The 24,095-nt window shown below is 68.2% G+C and carries 25 protein-coding genes and 1 tRNA gene; 5 read left to right on the top strand and 21 right to left on the bottom strand.

The window, feature by feature from the left end:
- Positions 1-26 precede the first annotated feature (26 nt).
- Genes ACFC14_RS16035 through ACFC14_RS16045 form a run of 3 tightly spaced genes read right to left on the bottom strand, consistent with a single transcriptional unit; the run spans position 27 to position 2,027 of the window.
- The gene (locus ACFC14_RS16035; protein WP_376106542.1) at positions 27-683 is read right to left on the bottom strand and encodes an NAD(P)H-binding protein; all 657 of its coding nucleotides are present in this window, start codon (positions 681-683) and stop codon (positions 27-29) included.
- A gap of 28 nt (positions 684-711) precedes the next feature.
- Positions 712-1,239 carry a hypothetical protein gene (locus tag ACFC14_RS16040; RefSeq protein ID WP_376106545.1) on the bottom strand — a complete coding sequence of 176 codons (528 nt, stop codon included), beginning with the start codon at positions 1,237-1,239 and terminating at the stop codon, positions 712-714.
- The gene (locus tag ACFC14_RS16045; protein WP_376106548.1) at positions 1,236-2,027 is read right to left on the bottom strand and encodes a hypothetical protein; all 792 of its coding nucleotides are present in this window, start codon (positions 2,025-2,027) and stop codon (positions 1,236-1,238) included. Before ACFC14_RS16045 ends, ACFC14_RS16040 begins: the two co-directional genes overlap by 4 nt.
- 38 nt (positions 2,028-2,065) lie before the next feature.
- Between ACFC14_RS16045 and ACFC14_RS16050 the strand changes: the two genes are divergently transcribed.
- Positions 2,066-3,190 carry a DUF2804 domain-containing protein gene (locus ACFC14_RS16050; protein WP_376106550.1) on the top strand — a complete coding sequence of 375 codons (1,125 nt, stop codon included), beginning with the start codon at positions 2,066-2,068 and terminating at the stop codon, positions 3,188-3,190.
- Here the strand turns inward: ACFC14_RS16050 and ACFC14_RS16055 are convergent.
- Positions 3,177-4,247: an NAD(P)-binding domain-containing protein gene (locus ACFC14_RS16055; protein ID WP_376106553.1), complete on the bottom strand. Its 1,071-nt coding sequence runs from the start codon at positions 4,245-4,247 to the stop codon at positions 3,177-3,179. The genes ACFC14_RS16050 and ACFC14_RS16055 overlap by 14 nt on opposite strands.
- Before the next feature lie 137 nt (positions 4,248-4,384).
- Between ACFC14_RS16055 and ACFC14_RS16060 the strand changes: the two genes are divergently transcribed.
- Together ACFC14_RS16060 and ACFC14_RS16065 are read left to right on the top strand one after the other, a co-directional pair.
- Positions 4,385-4,457, top strand: a tRNA-Ala gene (locus ACFC14_RS16060).
- 169 nt (positions 4,458-4,626) lie between these two features.
- The gene (locus ACFC14_RS16065) at positions 4,627-4,812 is read left to right on the top strand and encodes a hypothetical protein (RefSeq protein ID WP_376106556.1); all 186 of its coding nucleotides are present in this window, start codon (positions 4,627-4,629) and stop codon (positions 4,810-4,812) included.
- 80 nt (positions 4,813-4,892) lie between these two features.
- Here the strand turns inward: ACFC14_RS16065 and ACFC14_RS16070 are convergent, their stop codons facing one another.
- From ACFC14_RS16070 to rplU, 11 genes are all read right to left on the bottom strand, one after another.
- The gene (locus ACFC14_RS16070; protein ID WP_376106559.1) at positions 4,893-5,177 is read right to left on the bottom strand and encodes a hypothetical protein; all 285 of its coding nucleotides are present in this window, start codon (positions 5,175-5,177) and stop codon (positions 4,893-4,895) included.
- A gap of 95 nt (positions 5,178-5,272) precedes the next feature.
- A complete protein-coding gene (locus ACFC14_RS16075) occupies positions 5,273-5,962 on the bottom strand; it encodes an SDR family oxidoreductase (RefSeq protein ID WP_376106562.1) in 690 nt (229 codons plus the stop codon).
- Position 5,963: 1 nt separating this feature from the next.
- Positions 5,964-6,344, bottom strand: coding sequence for a ribosome silencing factor (rsfS, locus tag ACFC14_RS16080; protein ID WP_017830333.1), 381 nt, complete (start codon positions 6,342-6,344; stop codon positions 5,964-5,966).
- Positions 6,344-7,570, bottom strand: a complete 1,227-nt coding sequence (locus ACFC14_RS16085) for a hypothetical protein (RefSeq protein WP_136040930.1) — start codon at positions 7,568-7,570, stop codon at positions 6,344-6,346. Before ACFC14_RS16085 ends, rsfS begins: the two co-directional genes overlap by 1 nt.
- Entirely contained in the window at positions 7,567-8,172 is a 606-nt protein-coding gene (gene nadD / locus ACFC14_RS16090) for a nicotinate-nucleotide adenylyltransferase (RefSeq protein ID WP_136040929.1), read from the bottom strand. Before nadD ends, ACFC14_RS16085 begins: the two co-directional genes overlap by 4 nt.
- Positions 8,173-8,178: 6 nt before the next feature.
- A complete protein-coding gene (locus ACFC14_RS16095; RefSeq protein WP_029261671.1) occupies positions 8,179-8,403 on the bottom strand; it encodes a hypothetical protein in 225 nt (74 codons plus the stop codon).
- A 66-nt stretch (positions 8,404-8,469) separates the two neighbouring features.
- Positions 8,470-9,723: a glutamate-5-semialdehyde dehydrogenase gene (locus ACFC14_RS16100; RefSeq protein ID WP_376106567.1), complete on the bottom strand. Its 1,254-nt coding sequence runs from the start codon at positions 9,721-9,723 to the stop codon at positions 8,470-8,472.
- Between the two features lie 9 nt (positions 9,724-9,732).
- Entirely contained in the window at positions 9,733-10,518 is a 786-nt protein-coding gene (proB, locus tag ACFC14_RS16105; protein WP_136040927.1) for a glutamate 5-kinase, read from the bottom strand.
- A complete protein-coding gene (gene obgE / locus ACFC14_RS16110; protein WP_136040926.1) occupies positions 10,515-12,014 on the bottom strand; it encodes a GTPase ObgE in 1,500 nt (499 codons plus the stop codon). Before obgE ends, proB begins: the two co-directional genes overlap by 4 nt.
- A 101-nt stretch (positions 12,015-12,115) precedes the next feature.
- The gene (gene rpmA, locus ACFC14_RS16115) at positions 12,116-12,373 is read right to left on the bottom strand and encodes a 50S ribosomal protein L27 (protein WP_028501603.1); all 258 of its coding nucleotides are present in this window, start codon (positions 12,371-12,373) and stop codon (positions 12,116-12,118) included.
- Positions 12,374-12,391: 18 nt separating this feature from the next.
- Complete coding sequence (gene rplU, locus ACFC14_RS16120; protein ID WP_028501602.1) at positions 12,392-12,700, bottom strand: 50S ribosomal protein L21; 309 nt, start codon at positions 12,698-12,700, stop codon at positions 12,392-12,394.
- 245 nt (positions 12,701-12,945) lie between these two features.
- Between rplU and ACFC14_RS16125 the strand changes: the two genes are divergently transcribed.
- Positions 12,946-13,212 (top strand): DUF4031 domain-containing protein, encoded by a 267-nt coding sequence (locus ACFC14_RS16125; RefSeq protein WP_376106573.1) that lies wholly within the window; start codon positions 12,946-12,948, stop codon positions 13,210-13,212.
- Here the strand turns inward: ACFC14_RS16125 and ACFC14_RS16130 are convergent.
- Complete coding sequence (locus ACFC14_RS16130) at positions 13,177-15,810, bottom strand: Rne/Rng family ribonuclease (protein WP_376106575.1); 2,634 nt, start codon at positions 15,808-15,810, stop codon at positions 13,177-13,179. The genes ACFC14_RS16125 and ACFC14_RS16130 overlap by 36 nt on opposite strands.
- 281 nt (positions 15,811-16,091) lie before the next feature.
- Between ACFC14_RS16130 and ACFC14_RS16135 the strand changes: the two genes are divergently transcribed.
- Positions 16,092-16,703 (top strand): vitamin K epoxide reductase family protein, encoded by a 612-nt coding sequence (locus ACFC14_RS16135; RefSeq protein ID WP_376106577.1) that lies wholly within the window; start codon positions 16,092-16,094, stop codon positions 16,701-16,703.
- 381 nt (positions 16,704-17,084) lie between these two features.
- On the opposite strand, the gene ndk is transcribed toward ACFC14_RS16135, so the two are convergent.
- The 5 genes from ndk to ACFC14_RS16160 all read right to left on the bottom strand — a co-directional run bounded on the left by ndk (position 17,085) and on the right by ACFC14_RS16160 (position 23,822).
- A complete protein-coding gene (ndk, locus tag ACFC14_RS16140) occupies positions 17,085-17,501 on the bottom strand; it encodes a nucleoside-diphosphate kinase (protein ID WP_029261664.1) in 417 nt (138 codons plus the stop codon).
- A 1-nt stretch (position 17,502) separates the two neighbouring features.
- On the bottom strand, positions 17,503-17,916 hold the full coding sequence (locus ACFC14_RS16145) for a DUF4233 domain-containing protein (RefSeq protein WP_376106580.1): 414 nt from the start codon (positions 17,914-17,916) through the stop codon (positions 17,503-17,505).
- Entirely contained in the window at positions 17,913-19,265 is a 1,353-nt protein-coding gene (locus ACFC14_RS16150) for a bifunctional folylpolyglutamate synthase/dihydrofolate synthase (protein ID WP_376106583.1), read from the bottom strand. The genes ACFC14_RS16145 and ACFC14_RS16150 overlap by 4 nt, the downstream gene beginning before the upstream one ends.
- Positions 19,262-22,672, bottom strand: coding sequence for an isoleucine--tRNA ligase (gene ileS, locus ACFC14_RS16155; protein ID WP_376106586.1), 3,411 nt, complete (start codon positions 22,670-22,672; stop codon positions 19,262-19,264). The genes ACFC14_RS16150 and ileS overlap by 4 nt, the downstream gene beginning before the upstream one ends.
- 409 nt (positions 22,673-23,081) lie before the next feature.
- Positions 23,082-23,822, bottom strand: a complete 741-nt coding sequence (locus ACFC14_RS16160) for an endonuclease domain-containing protein (protein WP_376106589.1) — start codon at positions 23,820-23,822, stop codon at positions 23,082-23,084.
- Between the last annotated feature and the right edge of the window lie 273 nt (positions 23,823-24,095).

A 24,095-nucleotide genomic window follows, 5' to 3' on the forward strand; every position in this document is an offset into this window, starting at 1 on the left:
GACGGGTCCTGTGCGCTGTGGACGCGTCAGCAGCCGAGGGCCTCGGCGATCGGCACCGCCGAGCCGGCGTCGCCGTTGCCGAAGCGGATCGTCCGTCCGATCGTGCACGGTCCGTGGAGCGCTGCCGCGATGACCGCGGCGACATCGGCCCGCGAGACGGCTCCGCTCCCCGCGGGGTCGATCTGGATCCGAGAGGTCGGCTCGTCGAACGTGAGCGTGCCGGGGGCGAGGATCGTGCCGTCCAGCGCACTGCCGCGCAGATGCTCGTCAGCGGCCCACTTCGCGTCGGCGTAGGGGAAGAAGGAGTCGTTCTCTGGCACGCCGTGATCGGCCGTGGAGCCGAGCCACGACACCATCACGTAGCGGCGGACGCCTGCGAGCTCGGCCGCGTCCATCGACCGCTGCGCGGCATCCCGATCGACCGCGTACGTGCGCTCCGGGGATCCGCCGCCGGCGCCGGCCGACCACACGACCGCATCGTGTCCGCGGATGATCTCGGCGAGCTCCTCCGCTCCGAGACTCTCGACATCGGCGACGAGAGCCGTAGCCCCCGTCGCTTCGACATCGGAGGCGTGCTCCGGGTTGCGGATGACGCCGGTGACCTCATCGCCGCGGGCGACGAGCAGTGGCGCGAGCAGAAGGGCGATGCGGCCGTGGCCGCCGAAGACGATGATGCGCGACATACCCTCACCCTACGCGCCTGCCCCGACGTCAGCGCGGGGTCTGATCGCTGTCGATCACGAACGCCTGCGGATGGCTCGGCAGGTAGCGGACGACGACGGGCTCGCCGCTCGTCAGGAACGCATCGCGATCCGGGTACACGGCGGGCGTGAAGAAGTTGCTCTCCAGCGTGTATTCGACGCCCTCGGCGGTCGTGAAGGTCACCCAGTCCCCCTCCAGCGTCCCGGTGGTGGGGCGACCGTTGTCGTAGATGTACGCCCGGGTCACGGGCACTCCGGTGAGGCTGAGGATCCCGACCACGAGCGATCCGACCATGAGGAGCGCCAGCACGCGAGCCCCGATGCGGACGACGCCGCCCCAGAACCGACCTCGCGGTCGTTCCGTGGGGTGCAGCAGTCCCTCCCGCTCCCGGATGCTCCGCAGCGCCTCGCCCGGCACCGCACCCCGAACCGACAGCGCGAACAGCCCGAGAGTCGAGAATCCTGCGATGAAGACCATGGCATAGCCGTGCGAGGCCGGGAAGTTCACCAGCCAGATGAGGGTGTCCATCGGGTTCATCGAGCCGTCTCCTTCTCGATGGTCACCGCGACGGTCCGCGGATCCTCTCGGCGATAGAACGCCCACACAGGAGCGCCCACCTGCAGATGCGGGATCGCCTGGGGGTAGACGAACACGGTCGTGTCGGCCTCCCAGGTCGCCGCCCCTTCCGGCGCCATCAGAACCCGCAACGCGAGTTCGCTCTGCCCCTCGCGGCGACGGCCCGTCGGCCGCACCTCGAGCACCGACGCCGGCACCTGAGTGCCGCTGGTGCGCGCCCGCACCTGCCCGGGGTCGATCAATCCCCGGTCGATGCGCCACTGCAGCATCGCGTCGCGAACGGCGGGGTCGCTCAGATCCGCGAGTTCGACGGTGTCCTGGTCGGTCAGGCTGTAGCGCACCGGAACCGGCAGCCCGACCTGGAGCGTCGCCAGGTCGGTGGGCTGCACGAGCATCCGGAGCTGGCCGATGAAGTCGTCGGCGGCGCTCGGGGAGACACGAATGAAGAGGTCGTACTGCGGGACGTCGTTCACCGTCATGCCGGTGCGGGTGACCTCGACGATCGTGCCGACGCCGATCTGCGCGTCACCGCGAGGAGTCCTGCGACGCGCGATGCCCGACAGCATCCCGCCGAAGGTCAGCAGCAGCCCCCATGCGACTCCGATGATGATCGGACCGCCGAGGGTGTCCTCCCCGGCGAACGGGAGGATCGACCGGCGCTGATCCACCCCGAACAGCCCTTCGCCGACCCAGATCACGAGCCAGGCGGACAGCAACAGCCAGACGACGAGGAGCACGATGCGGAGCATGTCCCTCAGCGTAGCCAGGCATCGTTCTCCGCCCGTGCATGAACCTGCGTGCCTGGACCCTCGTCCGACGCGGCGGGGTCCTCTACACTCAGGGCAACGATGCCGACCCGAACGGCATCCCTCCCGACAGCAGGACGACGATGCCCACACCGCTGATCGAGCGCGAGATCACCGCGCCCGTCTCGCTCACGACTCCCGACGGAACCCTCAACCGCGATGCGCTCGGCTGGTCCCGCCTGCCGCTGCACGACACGTCCGGAATCCCCGGACGTGGTCGCTGGGGGCGCAACAAGCGCTGGGAGTACTGGAACGTGATGACCCCGTCGCACATCATCGCGTTCACGGTCTCCTGCGTCGACTACCTGGCGCTGCACGAGGTCTGGGTGCTCGACCGCGCGACCGGGGAGGACATCGGCTCGACGGTGATCTCCCCCGGAGCACGCTCCGCGAACCTGCCGCCATCGCTCGGGGACGGCTCGACACAGGCCCGCACCCGCCGGATCACGCTCGATATCGACGAGACGTTCGACGGCACGCGCCTGCGGGGCACCGCGCCCCGGTTGTCGTTCGACATGCTCGCCGCCCGGCCGCCCGAGCATGAGGCGCTCGGCGTGGTCGTGCCCTGGCGTCGCGGAGAGGACATCCGCCGGTTCCAGTACACGGTGAAGGATGTGGCGCGACCGACGACCGGCACCGTCGCGATCGACGGCCGAGCCTACGACGTGCCGGTGGGCAGCTGGGCGGTCCTCGATCACGGCCGCGGGCGCTGGCCGTACCGCGTGCACTGGAACTGGGCAGCGGGCAGCGGCATCGTCGACGGCCGCACGATCGGGTTGCAGCTCGGCGCGAAGTGGACGGACGGTTCCGGAGCCACCGAGAACGCCCTGCTCGTCGACGGCCGCCTGTCGAAGATCAGCGAGGAACTCGTGTGGGAATACGACCCCGAGCATTTCATGCGCCCCTGGCGGGTGCACGGCGCGGCGGCCGACCTCACCTTCTCCCCCTTCTACGACAAGAGATCGCGCACGAACGCGCTCATCATCGCCAGTCGGACGGATCAACTGTTCGGCGTCTGGACCGGATGGGTGCGCGACGACACGGGTATGCAGGTGCGCGTGGACGGCATCGAGGGCTTCGCCGAAGAGGTCCTCAACCGGTGGTGACGCTCGCCCCCGCGGAGCGCAGCGCGCGCTGCACTCCCTTGGCCGCGGAGCGCCCGGCACGATTCGCGCCGATCGTGCTCGCCGAAGGCCCGTAGCCGACCAGTTGCACCCGCGGATCGGCGACCGCGGTCGTGCCGCGGCCGTTCCGGTCGAGCTGGATCCCCCCGGCGGTGCTGCGCAGGTGCAGGGGCGCCAGGTGGCTGATGGCCGGACGGAACCCGGTGGCCCAGAGGATGACGTCCACGCGCTCGAAGCTGCCGTCGGCCCAGCGCACTCCGTCGGGCTCGATGCGCGCGAACATCGGGCGGCGTGCGGCGTAGGCGCCGAGCCGCTCGGCCTCGCGTTCTTGCGGACGCAGCATGAGTCCGGTGACGCTGACCACGCTCGCCGGAGGGAGTCCTGCGGCGACACGCTGCTCGACCAGAGCGACCGCGGCCGCCCCGGCTTCGGGTGTGAAGTCATCGGTCCGCCACACCGGCTCCCGGCGCGTGACCCAGAGGGTGTCCGTGATCGGGGCGAGGGCGCCGAGGAACTGCACGGCCGACGCTCCCCCGCCGACCACCAGAACCCGCTTGCCGAGGAAGTGCTCGGGGCCGGGGTAGTCGACCGTATGCAGCTGCTCTCCGACGAAGGTCTCCATACCGGGGAAGTGCGGGAGGAACGGATGCGACCACGTCCCGGTCGCGTTCACCAGCGTGCGGGTCGTCCACTCCCCCTCTCGCGCTCGCACGACCAGGAGTCCGTCTCGGTCCTCGACCCGTTCGACGTGCACCGGGCGGAGCACCGGGAGCGCGTGCTTGCGCTCGTAGGAGGCGAAGTACTCGGGGACCGTGATGTTGGCGCGGGCGCCGACACGCGGCGGAGGCGTGTCGTCGGGCAATTCGGCGACGCCGTGGACGTCGCGCATCGTCAGAGCGTCCCAGCGGTGCTGCCAGGCTCCGCCCGGACGCGCATCGGCATCGAGCACCACGTGCGAGATGCCCAGCCGTGACAGGTGGAACGATGCCGAGAGACCGGCCTGCCCTGCGCCGATCACCAGACTGTCGAGGATGCTCACGATGAACAGAACGCTCCGCTCCTCGCGGTTGTTCCAGCCGCAGGACGACACTCCCGGGCGGCCGCCGCCGATTGGTGCTCGCGCGGATTCGTGTAGTACTCTTTTCAAGTTGCTCCGGCTTCTACGGAGCGGCATCTGGGCCTGTGGCGCAGCTGGTAGCGCACCTGCATGGCATGCAGGGGGTCAGGGGTTCGAGTCCCCTCAGGTCCACACAATCGAAGCATCAGAACCCTGCTCCGCGGCGACGCGGAGCAGGGTTCTTTTCTTTGGACCGGGCGCGGCACACGCTGCTAGCGCGCTCCGCCTCGAGCGTCAACCCGATTCAGTCCGCGCCCTGCGGGGTTCTACGGTGAACGCACCCCGACGAAAGGATGCGATCATGTCGAACCCCATCATTCCTCCGGTGCCTCCGGTCCCCCACGACGACGACGCGGCCGGTGTACCCACCAGGGATGTCGACGGCGAACAAGTCCTCGATCCGGATGCCGATGACGCGCTCGTCGACAGCGCGGAGGCCGATCGTGTCGCCGCGGGAGCTGATGAGGACGAAGACGCCGGCGCCTGAGCGCCTCACGCACCCGCGAACCCCGAAGCGCACCTCCTCGATCATCGAGGAGGTGCGCTTCGGTGTAGGACAGCGGGAGGTCAGGTGGCCATCAGCGGCGGCCGATGGGGAATCGTGATCGGACGCGTGGCCCGGCTCGAATCGCGCATCCGCTCGACGTCCTCGAGCACTTCGAACGCGGTCCCGTAGCGGGTGGCGAGCGGCAGATCGCGAAGCCAGGTGACCTCCACCTCGGTCTCGGCGAGCTCGTAGACGCAGGCGACCACATGACGCGGATCGTTCGGCGAGTACCGAAGGTCGTTGATCACCCATTCCGACGCGGTGATGCGATTCAACATGAAGCGCGGGTCGGGGAGTTCAGACATGCGGGGCCCTCCAGGACTCTCTCGAGAAGAGTCTGCGCCACCCGCTCTCCTGAAAGAAGCCCCTTGACATCCCCCGCGGAGGATGCCGGGACGGCTCAGCGTCCTGGACGCACCGTCAGATCGGTGATCTCCGCGTCACGCGGAAGGTCGAGCGCCGTGAGGATGGTCGTGACGACCGCCTCCGGTGTGGCGAAGCGGGCCGGGTCGTACGCCTGCCCCTCCTGCTGGTGCACGCGCTCCTGCATCGGTGTCGCCGTGCGACCCGGGTAGATCGAGGTCACGCGAACTCCGTGCGCGGTCTCCTCGGCGCGCAGCGCGTCGGCCAGCGCCCTGAGACCGTGCTTGGACGCGGCATACGCCGACCATCCGGCGTTGGCACGCAGGCCCGCGCCGGAGTTCACGAACAAGATCTGCCCCTGCGACACGCGCAGCACAGGAAGGAGGAGCCTCGTGAGCTCGGCCGGAGCGACGAGGTTGACGGCGAGCTGCTGCTCCCACAGAGCGGCCGTCAGATCAGCGACGTCGCCGAGGTCGACGACACCGGCGACATGCACCAGCGAGTCGATGCGCTCGGGCAGCTGCTGCTTCGAGAGCGCCCACGACAGGCGCCCCGGCTGAGCGAGGTCACCGACGATGACGGACGCGCCGGGAAGGTCCGCTGCGATCTGCCGGGCGCGACCCGCATCGCGAGCCAGCGCCACCACCGCATCGCCACGCTCCAGCAACCGTCGGGCGAGAACAGACCCGATGCCGGATCCCGCACCGGTGATCAGGTGCGTGCTCATGTCAGCTGGGGTCGGCCGCAGGCTCGGCCACGTCGATCGGAACGACCGGGCAGTCCTTCCAGAGGCGCTCGAGTCCGTAGTAGACGCGCTCCTCCTGGTGGAAGACGTGCACGATCAGATCGCCGAAGTCGAGCAGCACCCAGCGAGCCTCGGCCCGCCCCTCGCGACGCACGCGCTTGTGCCCCGACTCGATCAGTCGGTCTTCGATCTCGTCGGCGATCGCGGCGACGTTGCGCTCGCTGTTTCCCGTGACGAGCAGGAAGATGTCGACGAGCGGGAGTGGCTCGGAGACGTTGAGCGCGACGAGATCCTCTCCACCCTTGTCGATGGCGGCTTGGGCTGCGAGACGCAGCATCTCTTCGGCAGTTTCAGGTGATTGCATCAGATCATTTTCGTGGTGAAGGCGATGACGAGAACGACGCCGATCGCGAGGGCGAGTCCGCCGGCGATGATGGCGAGCGTGACCATCAGTCGGTTCCCCTTCTCGGGGGCCGGAGGCCGGATGACTTCTCCGGCTGGTTTGATGGTGCTGACGGCCGAGCTCGCGGCGATCGGCGTCGGCGAGGATGCGGGGGGCAGCTCGCCATCGATGAGGACGGCGTCGACGTCCTTGCCATCCGTGGTCCCGAGCGCGTGGCCCTGCGAGCCCATCCCCTGCGGCAGCTCATAGGAGCCGGTGACGAGGATCTCTCCGGTGGACGCGACCGGGCCCGAGAGGGAACCCTCTCCCGGCGAGGGGGTGAAGATCAGCGCGTTGGGAGCGGAATGCTGGGAGCCGGTCGAATCTCCCACGCCGATCAACTCGTCGAAGGACGGACGGAAGGGTGCGTGGGCGTCGGGGGCGTCTGCGAGAAGCCCCTCCCCGAAGGACGAGTTGACGGTCGGACGAACGGTGTCGTCGTCATCGTGGTCTTCCTCGGCATCGTGCACGTCGGCGAGGACATCGTCGTCTGCGGCCGCATCGCCCGCGTCGGCGGGAAGGCCCAGGACAGCCTCGAGGTCTTCTTCGCCGTCGGTCGCTTCAGCGGAGGGCTCGACCGCTTCGAGCGGGACCTCGCCGACCGTGTCGGCGACGACGGATGCACTGACGGGTGCGACGGCGACCTCGTCATCCACATCGTCGTCATCATCATCACCGGCGTCGACCGTCCGAGGGAAGTCCGGGATCCCGGAGACGATCTCGCCGGAACCCTCTGCAGGAGCCTCTGGCGCGGCCTTCGCGGGAGCTTCCTCCTGCTTCGGCGCCTCATCGGGCTGCTCGGCGGGTGATACAGCAGGCTCTTCGACCTGCTCGACGGCCGACGCCGCCTCCGCCTCGTCGGCGCCGATCACAGAGACGGAACCGGTGCGGGCCTTCTCCTGCTCTCGAACCTGACGACGGGTCAGCGGTGCATCGCCGTTCGCCTCTTCGGCCACGGGAACCGGCAGCGGTGCCGGCTCGATCTCGACGGGTTCGGCGGCACGTGGAAGCGGGGGCGCTGGCGGCGCCTTCTCGGCTGCCGCGGCTGCCTCCTCGCTGGAGATCACAGGGTTAGATCCCGTCAACCGGATCTCCCGCAGCTGCTTGCGCGTCAGCGGACCGTGCCCTTGCTGATCCGATGTACTCATGCCTTGCTCCGATACAGATGATGCTTCGCGATGTACTGAACGACCCCATCGGGGACCAGGTACCAGACCGGCTGATCGTCACGAACCCGCTCGCGGCAGTCCGTCGACGAGATCGACAGCGCCGGCACCTCCAGTTGGCTCACGTTGTCGCTCGGGAGGCCGTCTGTGCTCAGGACATGTCCAGGACGTGAGACCGCGACGAAGTGGGCCAATTCCCACAACTCATCATGGTCCCTCCAACTGAGAATTTGCGCCACGGCGTCGGCTCCGGTGATGAAGAAGAGCTCAGCGTCGGGTCGATCCCGTTTCAGGTCACGCAGCGTGTCGATCGTGTAGGTCGGGCCTTCGCGATCGATGTCGACCCGACTCACCGTGAACTGCGGATTCGAGGCGGTCGCGATGACGGTCATCAGATAGCGATGCTCGCTCGGCGAGACGCCCGACTTCTGCCACGGATGTCCGGTCGGCACGAAGACGACCTCGTCGAGGTCGAAGGAGTTCGCGACTTCGCTGGCTGCGACGAGGTGGCCGTGATGGATGGGGTCGAATGTTCCGCCCATCACGCCGATGCGCGGGGGGCGCGTGGTCGCAGCGTCGTTCATGCGGGCCTAGTGGCCGTGTCCCGCCTCGTGGCCGTCCTTGCCGTGCTGCGCGGCCCAGGCCTCAGCCTTCGCCGAGTGACGGTTGGCGACGTTCTTGTACGAGAACGTCACGAGGCCGAGCGCGCCGAACACGATCGCGGCGATGACCCCGAAGATCAGCGTCTCGAGCGCGACGTTGCCGTGGTGCTCGGTTTCGGCAGCGGCCATCGCGATCTGTGCGACGAGGTTCATCCTGGCTCCGTTTCGTGGCGTGCTGTTCGGGATCCTGTGGGGTTACAGCGTCCCCCAGTCTAGCCCTCAGCCGCGCGTCTGCCCCGACCCACGCGCGAGCCATTTCGTGCTGGTCAGCTCGGAGAGCCCCATCGGACCCCGCGCATGCAGCTTCTGGGTCGAGATGCCGACCTCTGCGCCGAACCCGAACTCACCTCCGTCGGTGAATCGCGTGGATGCGTTCACCATGACGACGGCTGAGTCCACCTCGACGAGAAAGCGCTCGGAACTGCGCGTGTCCGTGGTGATGATCGACTCGGTGTGTCCCGTGCTGTAGCGCCGGATGTGCGCGAGGGCCTCATCGAGCGAGTCGACGACCTTCATCGCGATGTCCAGGCTCAGGTATTCGGTCTCCCAGTCCTCCTCGGTGGCGGGGATCACGTTCGACATGAGCCCGACGACCATGTCGTCGCCGTGGATCGCGACACCCTCGCTCTGGAGAGCACTGGCCACCAGAGGCACGAGCCGCGGCGCCGCCTGACGATGCACGAGGACCGTCTCGACCGCGTTGCACACGCTCGGACGCTGCACCTTGGCGTTCACGACGATGTCACGAGCCCAGTCGTCGGGAGCGGTCTCGTCGAGGAAGATGTGGACGTTGCCGGCCCCGGTCTCGATGACCGGCACGGTCGACTCCGTCACCACGGTCTCGATGAGGCCCGCACTCCCCCGCGGGATCAGGACGTCGATGAAACCGCGACCGTGCATGAGCGCCTTCGCACCGTCGCGTCCGAAATCGTCGACGGTCTGGATCGCTTCCGCCGTGAGCCCGGCGCTCTCGACCGCCGCACGCATGATCTCCACGAGCACGGCATTGGAGTCGTGAGCGGCGCTGCCGCCTCGCAGGACCACGGCATTGCCCGATCGAAGCGCGAGTGCGGCGATGTCGACGGTGACGTTGGGCCGAGCCTCATAGATCGCGCCGACCACGCCGAAGGGCACCCGCACCTGCTCGAGCGCCACGCCGTTGGGCATCCGATGACCGCCGACCACACGCCCGACGGGATCGGGAAGCGCGGCGACCTCGCGGACGGAGGAGGCCAGAGCCGCCACCCGCTTCTCGTCGAGCCGCAGTCGATCGATCAGGGACTCGCCGATGCCCTCCTGCTGCCCGCGAGCGATGTCGCGACCGTTCGCCTCGATGATGCGCGGTGCGTCCGCCAGGAGCGCGACAGCGATCGCTTCGAGCACGCGAGCCTTGGCATCGCTGGTCAGGGCTGCGGTCGCGCGGGAGGCCTCTTTGGCGCGCTCGAGGCGCGCCTGCGGGGTCTGGTCGGTCATCCGTCCAGTTTATGAGCTGGCGGGTTCGAACCAGGTCCCTATTTCGGCACCGGAGAGCGCCTTGTCCACCAGATCTGCGCTGGTGACGAGCACGCCGATGCCGGATGCCGCAGCCAGTCGCGCCGCCGAGACCTTGGTGGCCGCCCCGCCGGTGCCGACGCTGTTGACCACGGTCGAACCGAACTCGAGCCCGGCGAGATCGGCGTCGTGCGCGACGATGTCGATGGGCTCCGCCCCCGGGTCTGTCGGCGGCTTCGTGTACAGCGACTCGATGTCGCTGAGGAGGATGAGCGCGTCAGCCTCGATCAGCTGCGCGACCAGGGCGCCGAGGCGGTCGTTGTCTCCGAACCGGATCTCCTGCGTCGCGACCGTGTCGTTCTCGTTGACGATCGGCAAAGTCCGCAGGCCCAGGAGCCGCTCCATCGCGCGACGGGCGTTGGAACGAGACGTGGGGTTCTCCAGGTCGCCGGTGGTGAGGAGGACCTGGCCGGCGACGATGTCGAACGGGCGAAGCGACTCCTGATACCGGTACATGAGGATGTTCTGCCCCACGGCCGCGGCCGCCTGCTGGGTGGCGAGGTCGTTCGGCCGCGAGTCCAGACGCAAAAACGGAATCCCGGAGGCGATCGCGCCGGAAGAGACCAACACGACCTCTGTCCCGCGTGCGTGCGCCGCGGCGAGGGCCTCGACGATCACGGGGATGCGCCACGAGGACTCCCCGCTGATCGAGGACGAGCCGACCTTGACGACGATGCGTGACGCGGCCGCCAGATCAGCGCGCGTGCGTGCGGTCACTCGCCATCCTCGCGGTACGCGGCCAGGCGCTGGGTCTCCACCTCGGCGCGCGCTTCGGCCTTGGCGTCCATGCGCTCGTAGTACTGCTCGCGTCGCTCCGACGTCGTACGGCGCGCGTTGGGTGCGAGACGGGGGTCGGTGCCGCGCGGCGCGCTCATGAGCTCCGCCGCCGAGGTCATCGTGGGCTCCCAGTCGAAGACGATGCTGTCGCCCTCGCCGATCACGACGGTCGATCCCTGGACCGCACCGAGGCGGAAGAGCTCGTCCTCGACGCCGAGCTTCTCGAGGCGATCCGCGAGGTAGCCCACGGCTTCCTCGTTCTGGAAATCGGTCTGCTGAACCCAGCGCACCGGCTTCTCGCCCAGGATCCGGTAGACGTTGCCGTAAGTGCCACCCTCGACGCGGATGGTGAAGCCCTTCTTGGAGCCACGCGGGCGGATGACGACCCGCTCCGGCGGCGTCTCGAGCGCTGCTTCGGCGCGGGCCTTCTCGACGAGCTCGCCCAACGCGAACGTGAGCGGACGCAGACCCTCGTGCGAGACCGTGGAGATCTCGAACACACGGAATCCGCGCGCCTCGAGGTCGGGACGGACCAGCTCGGCGAGATCGCGAGCCTCTGGCACGTCGATCTTGTTCAGAGCGACGAACTGCGGGCGCTCAAGCAGCGGAGTCTGCCCCTCGGGCACCTCGTAGGCGCCGAGTTCGGCGAGGATGACGTCGAGGTCGGAGATCGGGTCACGCCCGGGCTCGAGGGTGGCGCAGTCGAGCACGTGCAGCAGAGCCGAGCAGCGCTCGACATGGCGGAGGAACTCGAGTCCGAGGCCGCGCCCCTCGCTCGCGCCCTCGATGAGGCCGGGCACGTCGGCGACCGTGTAGCGGAAATCGCCCACCTGCACGACACCCAGGTTGGGGTGCAGAGTGGTGAACGGGTAGTCGGCGATCTTGGGTCGCGCTGCCGAGATCGCACCGATCAGGCTCGACTTGCCCGCGGACGGGTAGCCGACGAGCGCGATGTCGGCGACGGTCTTCAGCTCGAGGACGACGTCGCCCTCGTATCCGGGCGTGCCCAGCAGTGCGAAGCCCGGAGCCTTGCGCTTCGGGGTGGCGAGAGCCGCATTGCCGAGCCCGCCCATCCCGCCCTTGGCGACGACGAACCGCTCGCCGGGGATGATCATGTCGATCAGGACCTCGCCCGCGGTGTTCTTCACCACGGTGCCCACGGGAACCGGCAGTTCGAGCGTCTCACCGAGGAAACCGGAGCGGTGGTCGCCCATGCCGGGACCGCCGTTACCCGAGGAGCGGTGCGGCGAGTGGTGGTACGAGAGCAGCGTGCCGGTCTGCGGGTCGGCGACGAGCACGATGTCGCCGCCGTCGCCGCCGTTTCCTCCGTCGGGGCCGCCGAGGGGCTTGAACTTCTCGCGGTGCACGGAGACGCAGCCGCCGCCGCCCTTACCCGCACGCAAGTGCAGTGTGACGGTGTCGACGAACGTGACCATGTGCGGGTTCCCCTGGGTTCCTGTTTTATGACTGTGTGCAGATACACGGACGGGGCGAGCCGAAGCCCGCCCCGAACCGGATGACTAGTGTCGCGCTGAGATCACTCAGCTGCAGCGACGATGTTGACGACCTTGCGGCCGCCCTTCGCGCCGAACTGGACCGCACCAGCGGCCAGAGCGAACAGCGTGTCGTCGCCACCACGGCCGACGTTCACGCCGGGGTGGAAGTGCGTGCCGCGCTGGCGGACGATGATCTCGCCGGCGAGGACCTGCTGACCGCCGAAGCGCTTCACGCCGAGGCGCTGAGCGTTGGAGTCACGACCGTTACGGGTTGAGCTTGCGCCCTTTTTATGTGCCATGTCCTAGTCCCCTCGGGCTTACTTGATGCCGGTGATCTTGACGCGCGTGAGCTCCTGACGGTGGCCCTGACGCTTCTTGTAACCGGTCTTGTTCTTGTACTTCTGGATGATGATCTTCGGGCCGCGGAGGTTGCCGATGACCTCAGCCGTGACCTTGACCTTCGCCAGCGAGTCAGCGTCGGTGGTCACCGTGGCGCCGTCGACGAGCAGCACTGCGGCCAGCTCGATCTTCTCGCCCTGGGCAGCCTTGACACGGTCGAGCTGAACGATCGTGCCGACCTCGACCTTCTCCTGCCGCCCACCGGCGCGCACTACTGCGTAAACCACTTCATACCTGTTTCGTTGGGGAGCTCGCGGCTCCGAGATCTCACGGGAAGACTGTTGCTTGCATGCGCCGCAGGACGGCGGGCGCGAACGCAAGACTCTCCGCTTCGGCCGACGAGGACGACGCGGCATACGCACCAAGGGACTACTTTACCGGATGCGGGTCGGTGTCGCAAAGCGAAGCCGCTCCCGCACCCCCGCGTGTCGCTCCGCGGCCGACCCCGCCGGAGCGGTCGTAGGCTGACGAGGTGACCGTACTCGTCGACGACCCCCTCTGGCCCGCCCACGGACGCCTGTGGGCGCACCTGGTCAGCGACGAGAGTTTGGACGAGCTGCACGCTTTCGCGAGAGCGAACGACGTGCCGGCGCGCGCGTTCGACCTCGACCATTACGACGTGCCGGAGGAGATGATCCCCCGGCTCGTCGTCGCCGGCGCCCGCCCCGTCAGGGGCAAGGAGCTGGTGCGCCGACTGATCGCCTCAGGACTCCGAGTCCGCGGCCGCGACCGGCGCTGACGGCTCGTTGTTCACCGAGACGGGTGTGCCGGTGAGTGCTGCCGTGCTGACCCGACGACGACCTCGTCCCTGACCCGGAGCCTTCGGCTCGGGAAGGGCGTCGAGGACCGAGTCGAGCAACTGCTCGGCGGGCGACTTCGGCGCCGAGCGATCGCCGCCGCGCTTCTTGCGAGCCTTCTTGGGTCGCTCGGCAGCCGTCGGCGCCTCGGGCGCTGCCGGAGCGGTCTCCGCCTCTGCAGTGCCTTCTGCGGCCGGGACGATCGTGGAAGCGGCGATCTGAGCCAGTGCCGACTTCGCGCCCTCGGTGATGCTGTGCGTGACGTTCGGCGCGGCGGGCGCGCTCTGGTTCTGGCCGTTGCCCCCGTTGTTGCCGTTGCCGCCCCGCTGGCGACGACCGCTCTGGCCGTTGCCGTTGCTGTTGCCGCCGCTGTTGCTGGAGCGGTGCTTCACGACCGGATCATGATGCACGATGACACCGCGGCCGGCACAGACCTCGCACGCCTCGCTGAAGGTCTCGAGCAGCCCGAGTCCGAGCTTCTTGCGGGTCATCTGCACCAGGCCGAGCGAGGTGACCTCGGCGACCTGGTGCTTCGTCCGGTCGCGGCTCAGGCACTCGATCAGGCGGCGCAGCACGAGGTCGCGGTTGGATTCGAGGACCATGTCGATGAAGTCGACGACGATGATGCCGCCGATGTCACGCAGTCGCAACTGGCGGACGATCTCCTCAGCCGCCTCGAGGTTGTTCTTGGTGACCGTCTCTTCGAGGTTTCCGCCCGAACCGACGAACTTGCCGGTGTTGACGTCGACGACGGTCATCGCCTCGGTGCGGTCGATCACGAGTGAACCACCCGAGGGGAGCCAGACCTTGCGGTCGAGCGCCTTCTCGATCTGCTCCGTGATGCGGAACGCGTCGAACGGGTCGGTCTCGTCCTCGTATGCCTCGACGCGCTCGAGCAGGTCGGGTGCCACGCTCTCGAGGTAGGCGCGGATGGTCTGCTGGGCATCCTCGCCCTGGATGAGCATCTTCGTGAAGTCCTCGTTGAAGACGTCACGGACGATCTTGACGAGCAGATCGGGCTCCGCGTGCAGGAGGGCCGGCGCCTGCTGGCTCTCGACCTGCTTCTGGACGTGCTCCCACTGCGCGGTGAGACGCTGCACATCGCGCGTGAGCTGATCCTCGGTCGCACCCTCGGCGGCCGTGCGCACGATCACGCCGGAGGACTCGGGAAGGACCTCCTTGAGGATCCGCTTGAGTCGCGCACGCTCGTTGTCGGGCAGCTTGCGGCTGATGCCGTTCATCGAGCCGCCGGGCACGTAGACCAGGTAGCGGCCGGGAAGGGAGATCTGGCTCGTGAGGCGCGCACCCTTGTGTCCGACCGGGTCCTTGGTGACCTGCACGAGCACGCGGTCGCCGGGCTTGAGCGCGAGCTCGATGCGTCGCGGCTGGTTGCCGGTCTCGACGCCGTCCCAGTCGACCTCGCCGGAGTACAGCACGGCGTTGCGGCCGCGGCCGATGTCGACGAACGCGGCCTCCATGCTCGGCAGCACGTTCTGGACGCGGCCGAGGTATACGTTGCCGATCAGGGATGCGTCCTGGTTACGGGCGACGTAGTGCTCGACGAGAACACCGTCCTCGAGGACGCCGATCTGCGTACGACCGTTCTTGGAGCGGACGACCATCTTGCGGTCGACCGACTCGCGACGCGCGAGGAACTCCGCCTCGGTGACGACGGGACGGCGACGACCCGCATCGCGTCCGTCGCGACGACGCTGCTTCTTCGCCTCGAGCCGGGTGGAGCCCTTGATGGCCTTCGGCTCGGTGATGTACTCGACGACGCGCTGGCGCTGACGCGGCTCTTCGCGCTGGTCGTCTCCGTCGGATCCGCCACGGCGACGACCGCGACCGCGGCCTCGACCCGATGACTCGTCCTGCGGCTCGCGCTCGGCGATGCGGTCGAAGATGCGCTCCCCGCGGTCGGGCCGTGCGGGCAGCGGGATGACCTCGGGCGCGTAGAAGTGCAGTTGCGTGGAGACCTGCGACACGAAGACCTCGGGCAGCAGGCCGAGCGACACAGCGGTCACCGCGGCCGGAGCCTCGGGGGCAGCCGGGGCCTTCTCCTCAGCGGGCACCTCAGCCTTTGCGGCGGGCTCCTCGGCGGCGGCATGATCGACGGGCGTGTCGGCCACGGCGCCCTCCTCGACGATCGCCTCGGACATGGCCTCGACGTCGGCATCCGAGGGAGCGTCGGCTTCGCCGTTCTCCGCGGAAGCGTCTTCGGCGACCTCGGACTCTGCTGCGACCTCGGCCTCAGCCGCGATCACGGCGGCAGCCTCGTCCTCCGCAGCGGCATCTGCGGCGGCACCGGCCGCAGCATCGTCAGCGGCCGCAGCGGCGTCCTCCGCGGCGGCGTAGCCAGCGGCAACGTCGTCGGCAGCGGCGTCGGCAGCGGCGTCGGCCACATCCGCCGCGGTGTCGTCCTCGTTCGTCGATCCGTGCGGATCGTGCACCTCGGGAGCCGTGGGCTCCGTCAGCGGTTCCGCGGCGTCAGCCGGGGAGTCGAGGGTAGGTGCGTTGTTGTCATTGTTCTCATCGGCCATCTCTGGCTTGCTCCCTGCACGGAGCACTGCTGCTCCGTGAAATCTCATGCGGTACCCGCGGGTTCCGCGAACTCACTCGGTGTGCGACCGGCTCATGGCTCTGATCGCGTGGGGCATGGGGCCCCGAAGTCTGCGTCGACACGTGTCGCGGCAAGGCCGTTCATCGTGTCACAGGCCATTATCGCACCAAGTGGCTCCGTTCACGGCATCCCGTCGTGACCAGCGCGTTTTGTCCGGCCTGTTCTCGCCACATCCATAGCAGTCGTTGGGATAATCCCCCTATGAGCGAGCAGCGCACCCGCCCCGTCGTCTACGCCGTCTGGTTGATCTTCGCGAGCGTGGTCGGCTGGTTCGCCGCCTTCCAGCTCACGGTCGAGAAGTTCGCGCTGCTGGAGAATCCCGGGGAGGCGCTCTCCTGCGATCTCAGCCCCTTCCTCCAATGCAGCACCAATCTGCAGTCGTATCAGGGATCGATTTTCGGCTTTCCGAACCCGATCCTCGGACTCACAGGGTGGATGGCTCCGCTGGTGGTCGGCGTCGCGATCCTCGCCGGCGCCCGTTTCCCGCGCTGGTTCTGGCTTACGTTCGGCGCCGGCATCACATTCGCGTTCGGCTTCGTTATCTGGCTGATCGGCCAGAGCCTGTACGAGCTCCTGGTGCTCTGCCCGTGGTGCATGGTCACCTGGGCCGTCACAATCCCCACCTTCTTCGCGACGATGATCCACCTGACGCGCATCGGCGCGTTCACGAGCAACGAGAAGGTGCAGGCTCGTGCGGACAGGTTGATGCCGTGGGTGCCGCTGGCGACCATCGTCGCCTACGCGCTGGTCATCTTCCTCGCGCAGCTACAGGGGCTCGATTTCCTCGGCGAGATAGCCAAGATTCTCTTCTGAGCCAGGCGCGTCAGCTGACTGACTCCTCGACGTCTCTATACTTCCCACCCGCTGTCACCCGATAGCTAAACCTTATGGGCCGTGTTCCGGTTCGCTACGTAAGCAACACGGGAGGGTCAAATTCCACAACCACGAGCTACATCGCGATACCGAAGGGGGCGACACAGATCAACTGGCGCATCACGCTGAAGAACGGTGCAACGGTCGTCGCTCGCGACATCGTCATCAAGAAGGATGTTGCGTAACCCGGTTTCCTCACCCGCGAGTATCCGACCAGGCGAGGCTGCCGAAGACGATGAACCTCCGTCTGACTCGGCCCCCGTCCAGAGGCGACCAAGGCCCGCCCACTTCTCAGTGGACGGGCCTTTTCGCGTACGGGTCTCAGTCGAACCAGATGCCGAGCTCGCGCGCGGCCGACTCGGGGCTGTCCGAGCCGTGCACGAGGTTCTGCTGCACCTTGAGTCCCCAGTCGCGGCCGAAGTCGCCGCGGATCGTGCCAGGTGCCGCCGTGGTCGGGTCGGTCGTGCCGGCGAGGGAGCGGAACCCCTCGATCACACGGTTGCCCGCGAGACGGATGGCGACCGACGGTCCCGAGAGCATGAACTCGAGCAGCGGCTCGTAGAACGGCTTTCCCTCGTGTTCGGCGTAGTGCTCGGCGAGCAGATCGCGGTCGGGCTCGACGAGGCGGATGTCGACGAGGGCGTACCCCTTCGCCTCGATGCGGGCGAGGATCGTGCCGGTGAGGCCGCGGGCGACGCCATCGGGCTTGACGAGGACGAGGGTTTCTTCGGTGGCCATGTCATTCACTCTCTGTCTGAGTCTCGGTCGTGGGCTCGGCGGGGCGTCGTGCGTCCAGTCGGGCCCCTCCGATGGTCGCATACGCCCACATCCCGCCGAAAATCAGGACGACGAGCAGGATGGCCGGGACGAAGAACGCCGACAGGGCCACGATCGCCTGAATGACCCACCCGGCCGGGATGGCCCAGGGCTTCGTGATCATTCCGGCGATGGCGATGCAGGCGAGCGCGAGGACTCCGCCGCCGACGATCCCCCACCACGGTTCGACACCGGCGGGGAGCTGACGCAGGCCGAAGATGGTGAGGCCGACGAGGAAAACCACGATCGCCTCGAACCCGAGGACGATGGGTGCGAGCTTCTGCACGAGGGTCCGCGGCGGCCGCGGTCGGCGCGCGGGCGCAGCATCGGCACTCACGCGCGCCACCCCGACTTCCAGTCCTCTTCCTCGGCGAGGGCGATCGCCTCTCCCGCGAGCACGACCGAGCCGGCGATCACGACGGCGCGACGGTCGGATGCGGCCGCCCACTCGCGCGCCGCATCGGAGGCGTCGGCGAGCGAATGGTGCACAGTCGCACGCTGACCGGTCTGCTCGACCAGATCGGCGATCGTATCGGCGTCGCTCGCGCGATCCGAGTCGGGCGCCGTCGCGAAGACGTGCGCGACCCCGGGCGCGAGCCGACCGACGATGCCTGCGGCATCCTTGTCAGCGAGCACGCCGAGCACGAGACCCCACTCGTCGAAGTCGAAGCTGTCGTCGAGCGCCTGGGCGAGAGCGGCCGCGCCGTGCGGATTGTGCGCGGCATCGACGATCACGGTCGGCGCGATGCCGAGCAGCTGCAGGCGCCCAGGAGAAGTCGTGCCCTGGAGCCCGTCGGAGATGATGTCGCCCGCGATCGCCTGGGTCCCCCCGCCGATGAGCGACTCGACGGCGGCCACCGCGAGTGCGGCATTGTGCCCCTGGTGCGCTCCGTAGAGCGGCAGGTACTCCTCGGCGTACTCCCCCGCCAGCCCGCGGATCGTGAGGAGTTGGCCACCGACGGCGAGCTTCTGCTCCGTGATGCCGAACTCCTCGCCCTCGAAGGCGATCGTCGCGTTGCGCTCCGCCGCCACGCGCCGCAGCACCTCGGCCGCCTCGGGCGGCTGCTGGGCGGACACCACTGCGGCGCCCTCCTTGATGATGCCCGCTTTGACCTCCGCGATATCGGCGATCGTGTCGCCGAGCCGATCCGCGTGGTCGATGTCGATCGGAGCGAACACCGCGACGTCGCCGTCAGCGGTGTTCGTGGAGTCCCACTCCCCGCCCATCCCGACCTCGAGCACGAGCACATCGACCGGCGCATCCGCCACGGCGACGAAAGCGAGGACCGTGAGCAGCTCGAAGAACGTCAGCGGCGCATCTCCTGCGGCCTCGAACTCCGCGTCGACGATGTCGACGAACGGCTCGATCTCGTCCCACGCGTCGGCGATCGCCTCGTCGGAGATCGGCTCGCCGTCGATCATGATGCGCTCGGTGAAGCGCTCCAGGTGCGGACTCGTGAACAGCCCGGTGCGCAGATCGTGTGCGCGCAGCAGGCTCTCGATCATCCGGGCGGTCGAGGTCTTGCCGTTCGTGCCCGTGATGTGGATGACGCGGTAGGTGCGCTGCGGGTCATCGAGGAAGGCGAGGATGCGTGCGGTGCGCTCCTTGCGCGGCTGCACCCAGCGCTCCCCCGCACGACTCAGCAGTGCCTCGTAGACGGCGTCTGCCCGCTCCCTGTCGTTCATGCTCCTGCTCCGATCCTGGTGACGGCGATCGTGAATTCGCCGGCGTTCGCATAGGTGCCGGCAGGGATGACAGCGGAGAATTCGGGCGTCACTCCTCCGGCAGCGGCGAGGACGGTTCCGTGCCCGAAGATCGAATCGCCCTGCGCATCGATCACGAAGTACTCCTCGGCCAGCGTCTCCGCCGCGATGCCGGCGAGGTCGAAGGCGGAGACGACAGCCTGGGTGTCCGCGTCGTCCTGGAACCGGAGAATCAGCTGGATGCGGTCGCTGACGTCGAAGTCGGCGTTCTTGCGGGTCTCCTGCACAGCGCGGATCACGTCGCGTGCGAGCCCCTCGGCTTCGAGCTCGGGAGTCGTCCTGGTGTCGAGAAGCATGAAGCCGCCGGTCGGGACGATCGCGAGAGCTTCACCCTCCGGACGCCCGGTGGTCTCCAGCACGAGCTCGTACTCGGCTGGTTCCAGGGCGATGCCGCCCGCGGTCACGACACCGTCGACCTCGCTCCAATCCCCCGAGCGCGCGGCCTGGATCGCCTTCTGCACGTCCTTGCCCAGACGCGGACCAGCCGCGCGAGCATTGACGCTCAGGCGGTGCGCGATGCCGTAGTCCACCGCGGTGGTGCCGGTCAGGGCGACGAGCTCGACCGTCTTGACGTTGAGTTCCTCGCGAAGGATGTCCTCGAACTGCCCCAGCGTTCCGGCCAGCGGCGAGACGACGGTCAGACGCGCCAGCGGGAGTCGCACGCGCAGCTTCTCCTTCTTGCGCAGCGCGTTGCCGACACTCGAGAGCTCTCGTACAGCATCCATCGCGTCGCGGATCTCGTCCGCCGCCGGGAACTGCGCGTCGTCCGGCCAGTCCGTCAGGTGCACGCTGCGCCCACCGGTGAGGCCCTGCCACACGCGCTCGCTGATCAGCGGCACGAGCGGCGCCGCGACGCGGGTGAGCGTCTCGAGCACCGTGTAGAGCGTGTCGAACGCCTCACGACTCTTCGGGTCCTCCGTCACGCCGACCCAGAAGCGGTCACGCGAGCGGCGGATGTACCAGTTCGTCAGCACCTCGGCGAAGTCGCGAAGCCGCGCCGACGCCGTGGTCGAGTCGAGACCTTCCAGATCGGCGCGCACCTCGCGCACGAGGTCGCCCAGGCGCGCCAGGATGTAGCGGTCGAGCACATCCGTGGAATCCGTGCGCCATTCGGCCTCGTAGCCGTCCGCACCGGACGCGTTCGCGTAGGTGGCGAAGAAGTACCAGGAGTTCCACAGCGGCAGCAGGAACTCGCGGACGCCGGAGCGGATGCCCTCCTCGGTCACCGCGAGGTTTCCCCCGCGCAGCACGGAGCTCGACATCAGGAACCAGCGCATGGCGTCGGACCCGTCGCGATCGAGCACCTCCGAGACGTCCGGGTAGTTGCGCAGGGACTTCGACATCTTGTAGCCGTCACTGCCCAGCACGATGCCGTGGCAGCTGACACCCGTGAACGCGGGACGATCGAACAGCGCGGTCGACAGCACGTGCATGACGTAGAACCAGCCACGGGTCTGGCCGATGTACTCGACGATGAAGTCCGCCGGTGCGTGCGAGTCGAACCACTCCTGATTCTCGAACGGGTAGTGCACCTGGGCGTATGGCATCGAACCCGAGTCGAACCACACGTCGAAGACGTCTTCGATCCGGCGCATCGTGCTCTTGCCGGTGGGGTCGTCGGGGTTCGGGCGCGTCAGGTCGTCGATGTACGGGCGGTGCAGATCGATCTCACCCTCGGGGTTGCGCGGCAGTGTGCCGAAGTCGCGCTCCAGATCTTCGAGCGAGCCGTAGGCGTCGACGCGCGGGTACTCCGGGTCGTCGCTCTTCCAGATCGGGATCGGCGAGCCCCAGTAGCGGTTGCGGCTGATCGACCAGTCGCGTGCGCCCTCGAGCCACTTGCCGAACTGGCCGTGCTTGACGTTCTCCGGCACCCAGGTGATCTGCTCGTTGTTGGCGAGCATGTCGTCCTTGATGTCCGTCACGCGGATGAACCAGCTCGACACGGCCTTGTAGATCAGCGGGTTCCGGCAGCGCCAGCAGTGCGGGTAGGAGTGCTCGTAGCTCTGCAGTCGGATCAGGCGGCCGTTCTCGCGGATCAGGCGCACCAGCGGGGTGTTCGCGTCCATCCACAGCTGGCCCGCCACATCGGTGACGTTCGGGAGGAACTTCCCGCCGTCGTCGAGAGACAGGATCGTGGGGATGCCGGCAGCGCCCGCGACCCGCTGGTCGTCTTCACCGTAGGCCGGGGCCTGGTGGACGATGCCGGTGCCGTCGCTGACCGTGACGTAGTCGTCCACGAGGATGCGCCAGGCATTCTCGGTGCCGTATGTCTCGGTGTCCGCGTAGTAGTCGAACAGGCGGTCGTAGGTGACGTCCTGCAGGTCGGCGCCGCGGACCGTGGCGTCGACCGCGGCGAGCGCGTCCTCCGCGCCCTCGTACCCGAGGTCCTTGGCGTAGCCGCCGACGAGCTCGCGGGCGAGCAGGTAGCGGTGCGCGGACGACTCGATCGCGGCATCCGTGGTTCCGGGTGTCTGGTGCACGTCTGCGGCGCCGAGGGGGCCGGCAGGCAGCACGACGTACTCGATCGCAGGCCCCACGGCGAGCGCGACGTTGGTCGGCAGTGTCCAGGGCGTGGTGGTCCAGGCGAGGGCCCGGACCCCGGTGAGCCCGAGTGACTCGGCCTTGGCTCCGGTCAGCGGGAAGGTGACCGTGACGGAGGGGTCCTGACGCATCTGATACACGTCGTCGTCCATGCGCAGCTCGTGCGCGCTGAGCGGGGTCTCGTCGCGCCAGCAGTACGGCAGCACGCGGTAGCCCTCGTAGGCGAGCCCCTTGTCGTACAGCGTCTTGAACGCCCAGAGCACGCTCTCCATGTAACCGAGGTCGAGCGTCTTGTAGCCGCGGTCGAAGTCCACCCAACGCGCCTGGCGGGTGACGTAGTCCTGCCACTCGTGCGTGTAGGCGAGCACGGAGCTCTTCGCCTTCGCGTTGAAGACGTCGATGCCCATCTGCTCGATCTCGGCCTTCTCCGTGATGCCGAGCTGCTTCATGGCCTCGAGCTCCGCAGGGAGACCGTGCGTGTCCCAACCGAAGACGCGGTCGACCTTGTGGCCGGTCATGGTCTGGAACCGCGGGAACACGTCCTTGGCGTAACCGGTGAGCAGGTGTCCGTAGTGCGGCAGGCCGTTCGCGAACGGAGGGCCGTCGTAGAACACCCACTCCGGGGAGCCTTCGCGCTGCTCGATCGAGGCGCGGAAGGTGTCGTCGCCCTTCCAGAACGCGAGCACCTCCTCCTCGATCTGCGGGAAGCGGGGGCTGGGCGCGACGTGGGTCCCTGAGCTCGTCGAAGGGTCGGCGGCGGGGCCGAAGGAGGAACGGGGGTAGGTCATCGTGTCTCGCAGTGGTCGTCGTGGCGGATGCTCCTGCGAGGACGACCCTCGCGGACCGCGGTACCACCTCGCGTGCCACGCCTTGCGACGCGACCACTCTCACTGCGGCTGTGACGGGCCTGCCCCGCTCGGTTCTACTGAGCGCACCCCGAGGGACGCGCCGTTCTTCCGAGAGCTCCCCGGTGATGCCGGATCGATGCTCGTCCCTCCAGTGTACGCGGGTCCTGCGCCTGCGCGGCGCCTGCGGTTTCGCGGACAGGCGCTGCGGTCGCCGCGGTCCTGCGCTTGCTGCGGCCTTTCGCGCTTGCTGCGGCCGGATTCGACGGAAGCGGCCGATGGAAGGGCGTATGGCCGAGGTAACAGCGACTCGGAGGGCGTGACTGCGGCGAAACACGTGAGTGCGGGAGGCTCAAGCCTCGTGCAGCCCCTGCGCCACGGCGCGCATGACCAGGTCCTGCACCATGTGCCACTCGAACATCATCTGCGAGTAGGAGATCCGGATGACGTGGTAACCCCTGAGCTTCAGCACCGCGTCGTGCCGGATGTCTTCGCTGCGCTGGGCGCCGACATGATGAGCACCGTCGATCTGGAGTATGAGGCGGCTGCCGATCAGAGCATCGACGCGATGCCCGGCGATCCAGATCTGAGCTCGCACCGGCACCCGGAGCCAGCGGAGCCGCTCGCGGATGTATGTTTCCAGCCCTGCATCCGAGAAGGGCACGGCGGTCGCGAGTATTCGACGCGCAGTTGGTCGCCATGGGAGACGACGGAGTTCCTCGATCGTCACGAGAGATCGGTTCAACGCGGACTCCCACGTGGCGAGCGCCTGTTCGAACGGCTCGCACTCCGCGATATGCGCCAGCACATTCTCGACCGGATCGACCAACGCGTCGGGGTGACGCGGGACGGGCGGCGTGCTCCAGTGCACCTTCGCGCGGAGTCCCCGTCGACTCGACGCGTTCGTCCCGACTGCGACGTGCGGGAGGCCGGACGCATCATGCACCCAGAGACCGAGGCGGCCGGCCTGCGTCCGGCAGGTGAGTATGACGCCATGCCGGGCTGCCTCCAGAAGGAGGGGATCGGCCGCGGGCGAGGCGAGCCAACCGCGACGGGGGCGGATGATGGCGCCGGCTCTGAGTGCAGCATCCACTGCCGTCCTGCCGAACCCGAGATCAGCGACGCGAGCGGATCGCGTGATACCGCCGAGGTCAATGATTCTCGCCGCAAGTACCTCCGCCGTTCGCCGCATCCGTCCAGTGTGGGGGCCGCTCCGGTGTGGTGGCAGCCGCGCGCTCCGCGCCCGTGGACAACGACCTGTGCTCGGCACCTGTGCATGAGAGGTGCGCGCGCAGCTGGTGCGGCCTTCCGCGTCTCCCGCGGCCAGATTCGGGAAGTTCGGCCGCGGGAGGTGCAGAAGGCCGCA

The organism is Microbacterium sp. NPDC055988 (genome assembly GCF_042269505.1).
Lineage (GTDB): Bacteria > Actinomycetota > Actinomycetes > Actinomycetales > Microbacteriaceae > Microbacterium.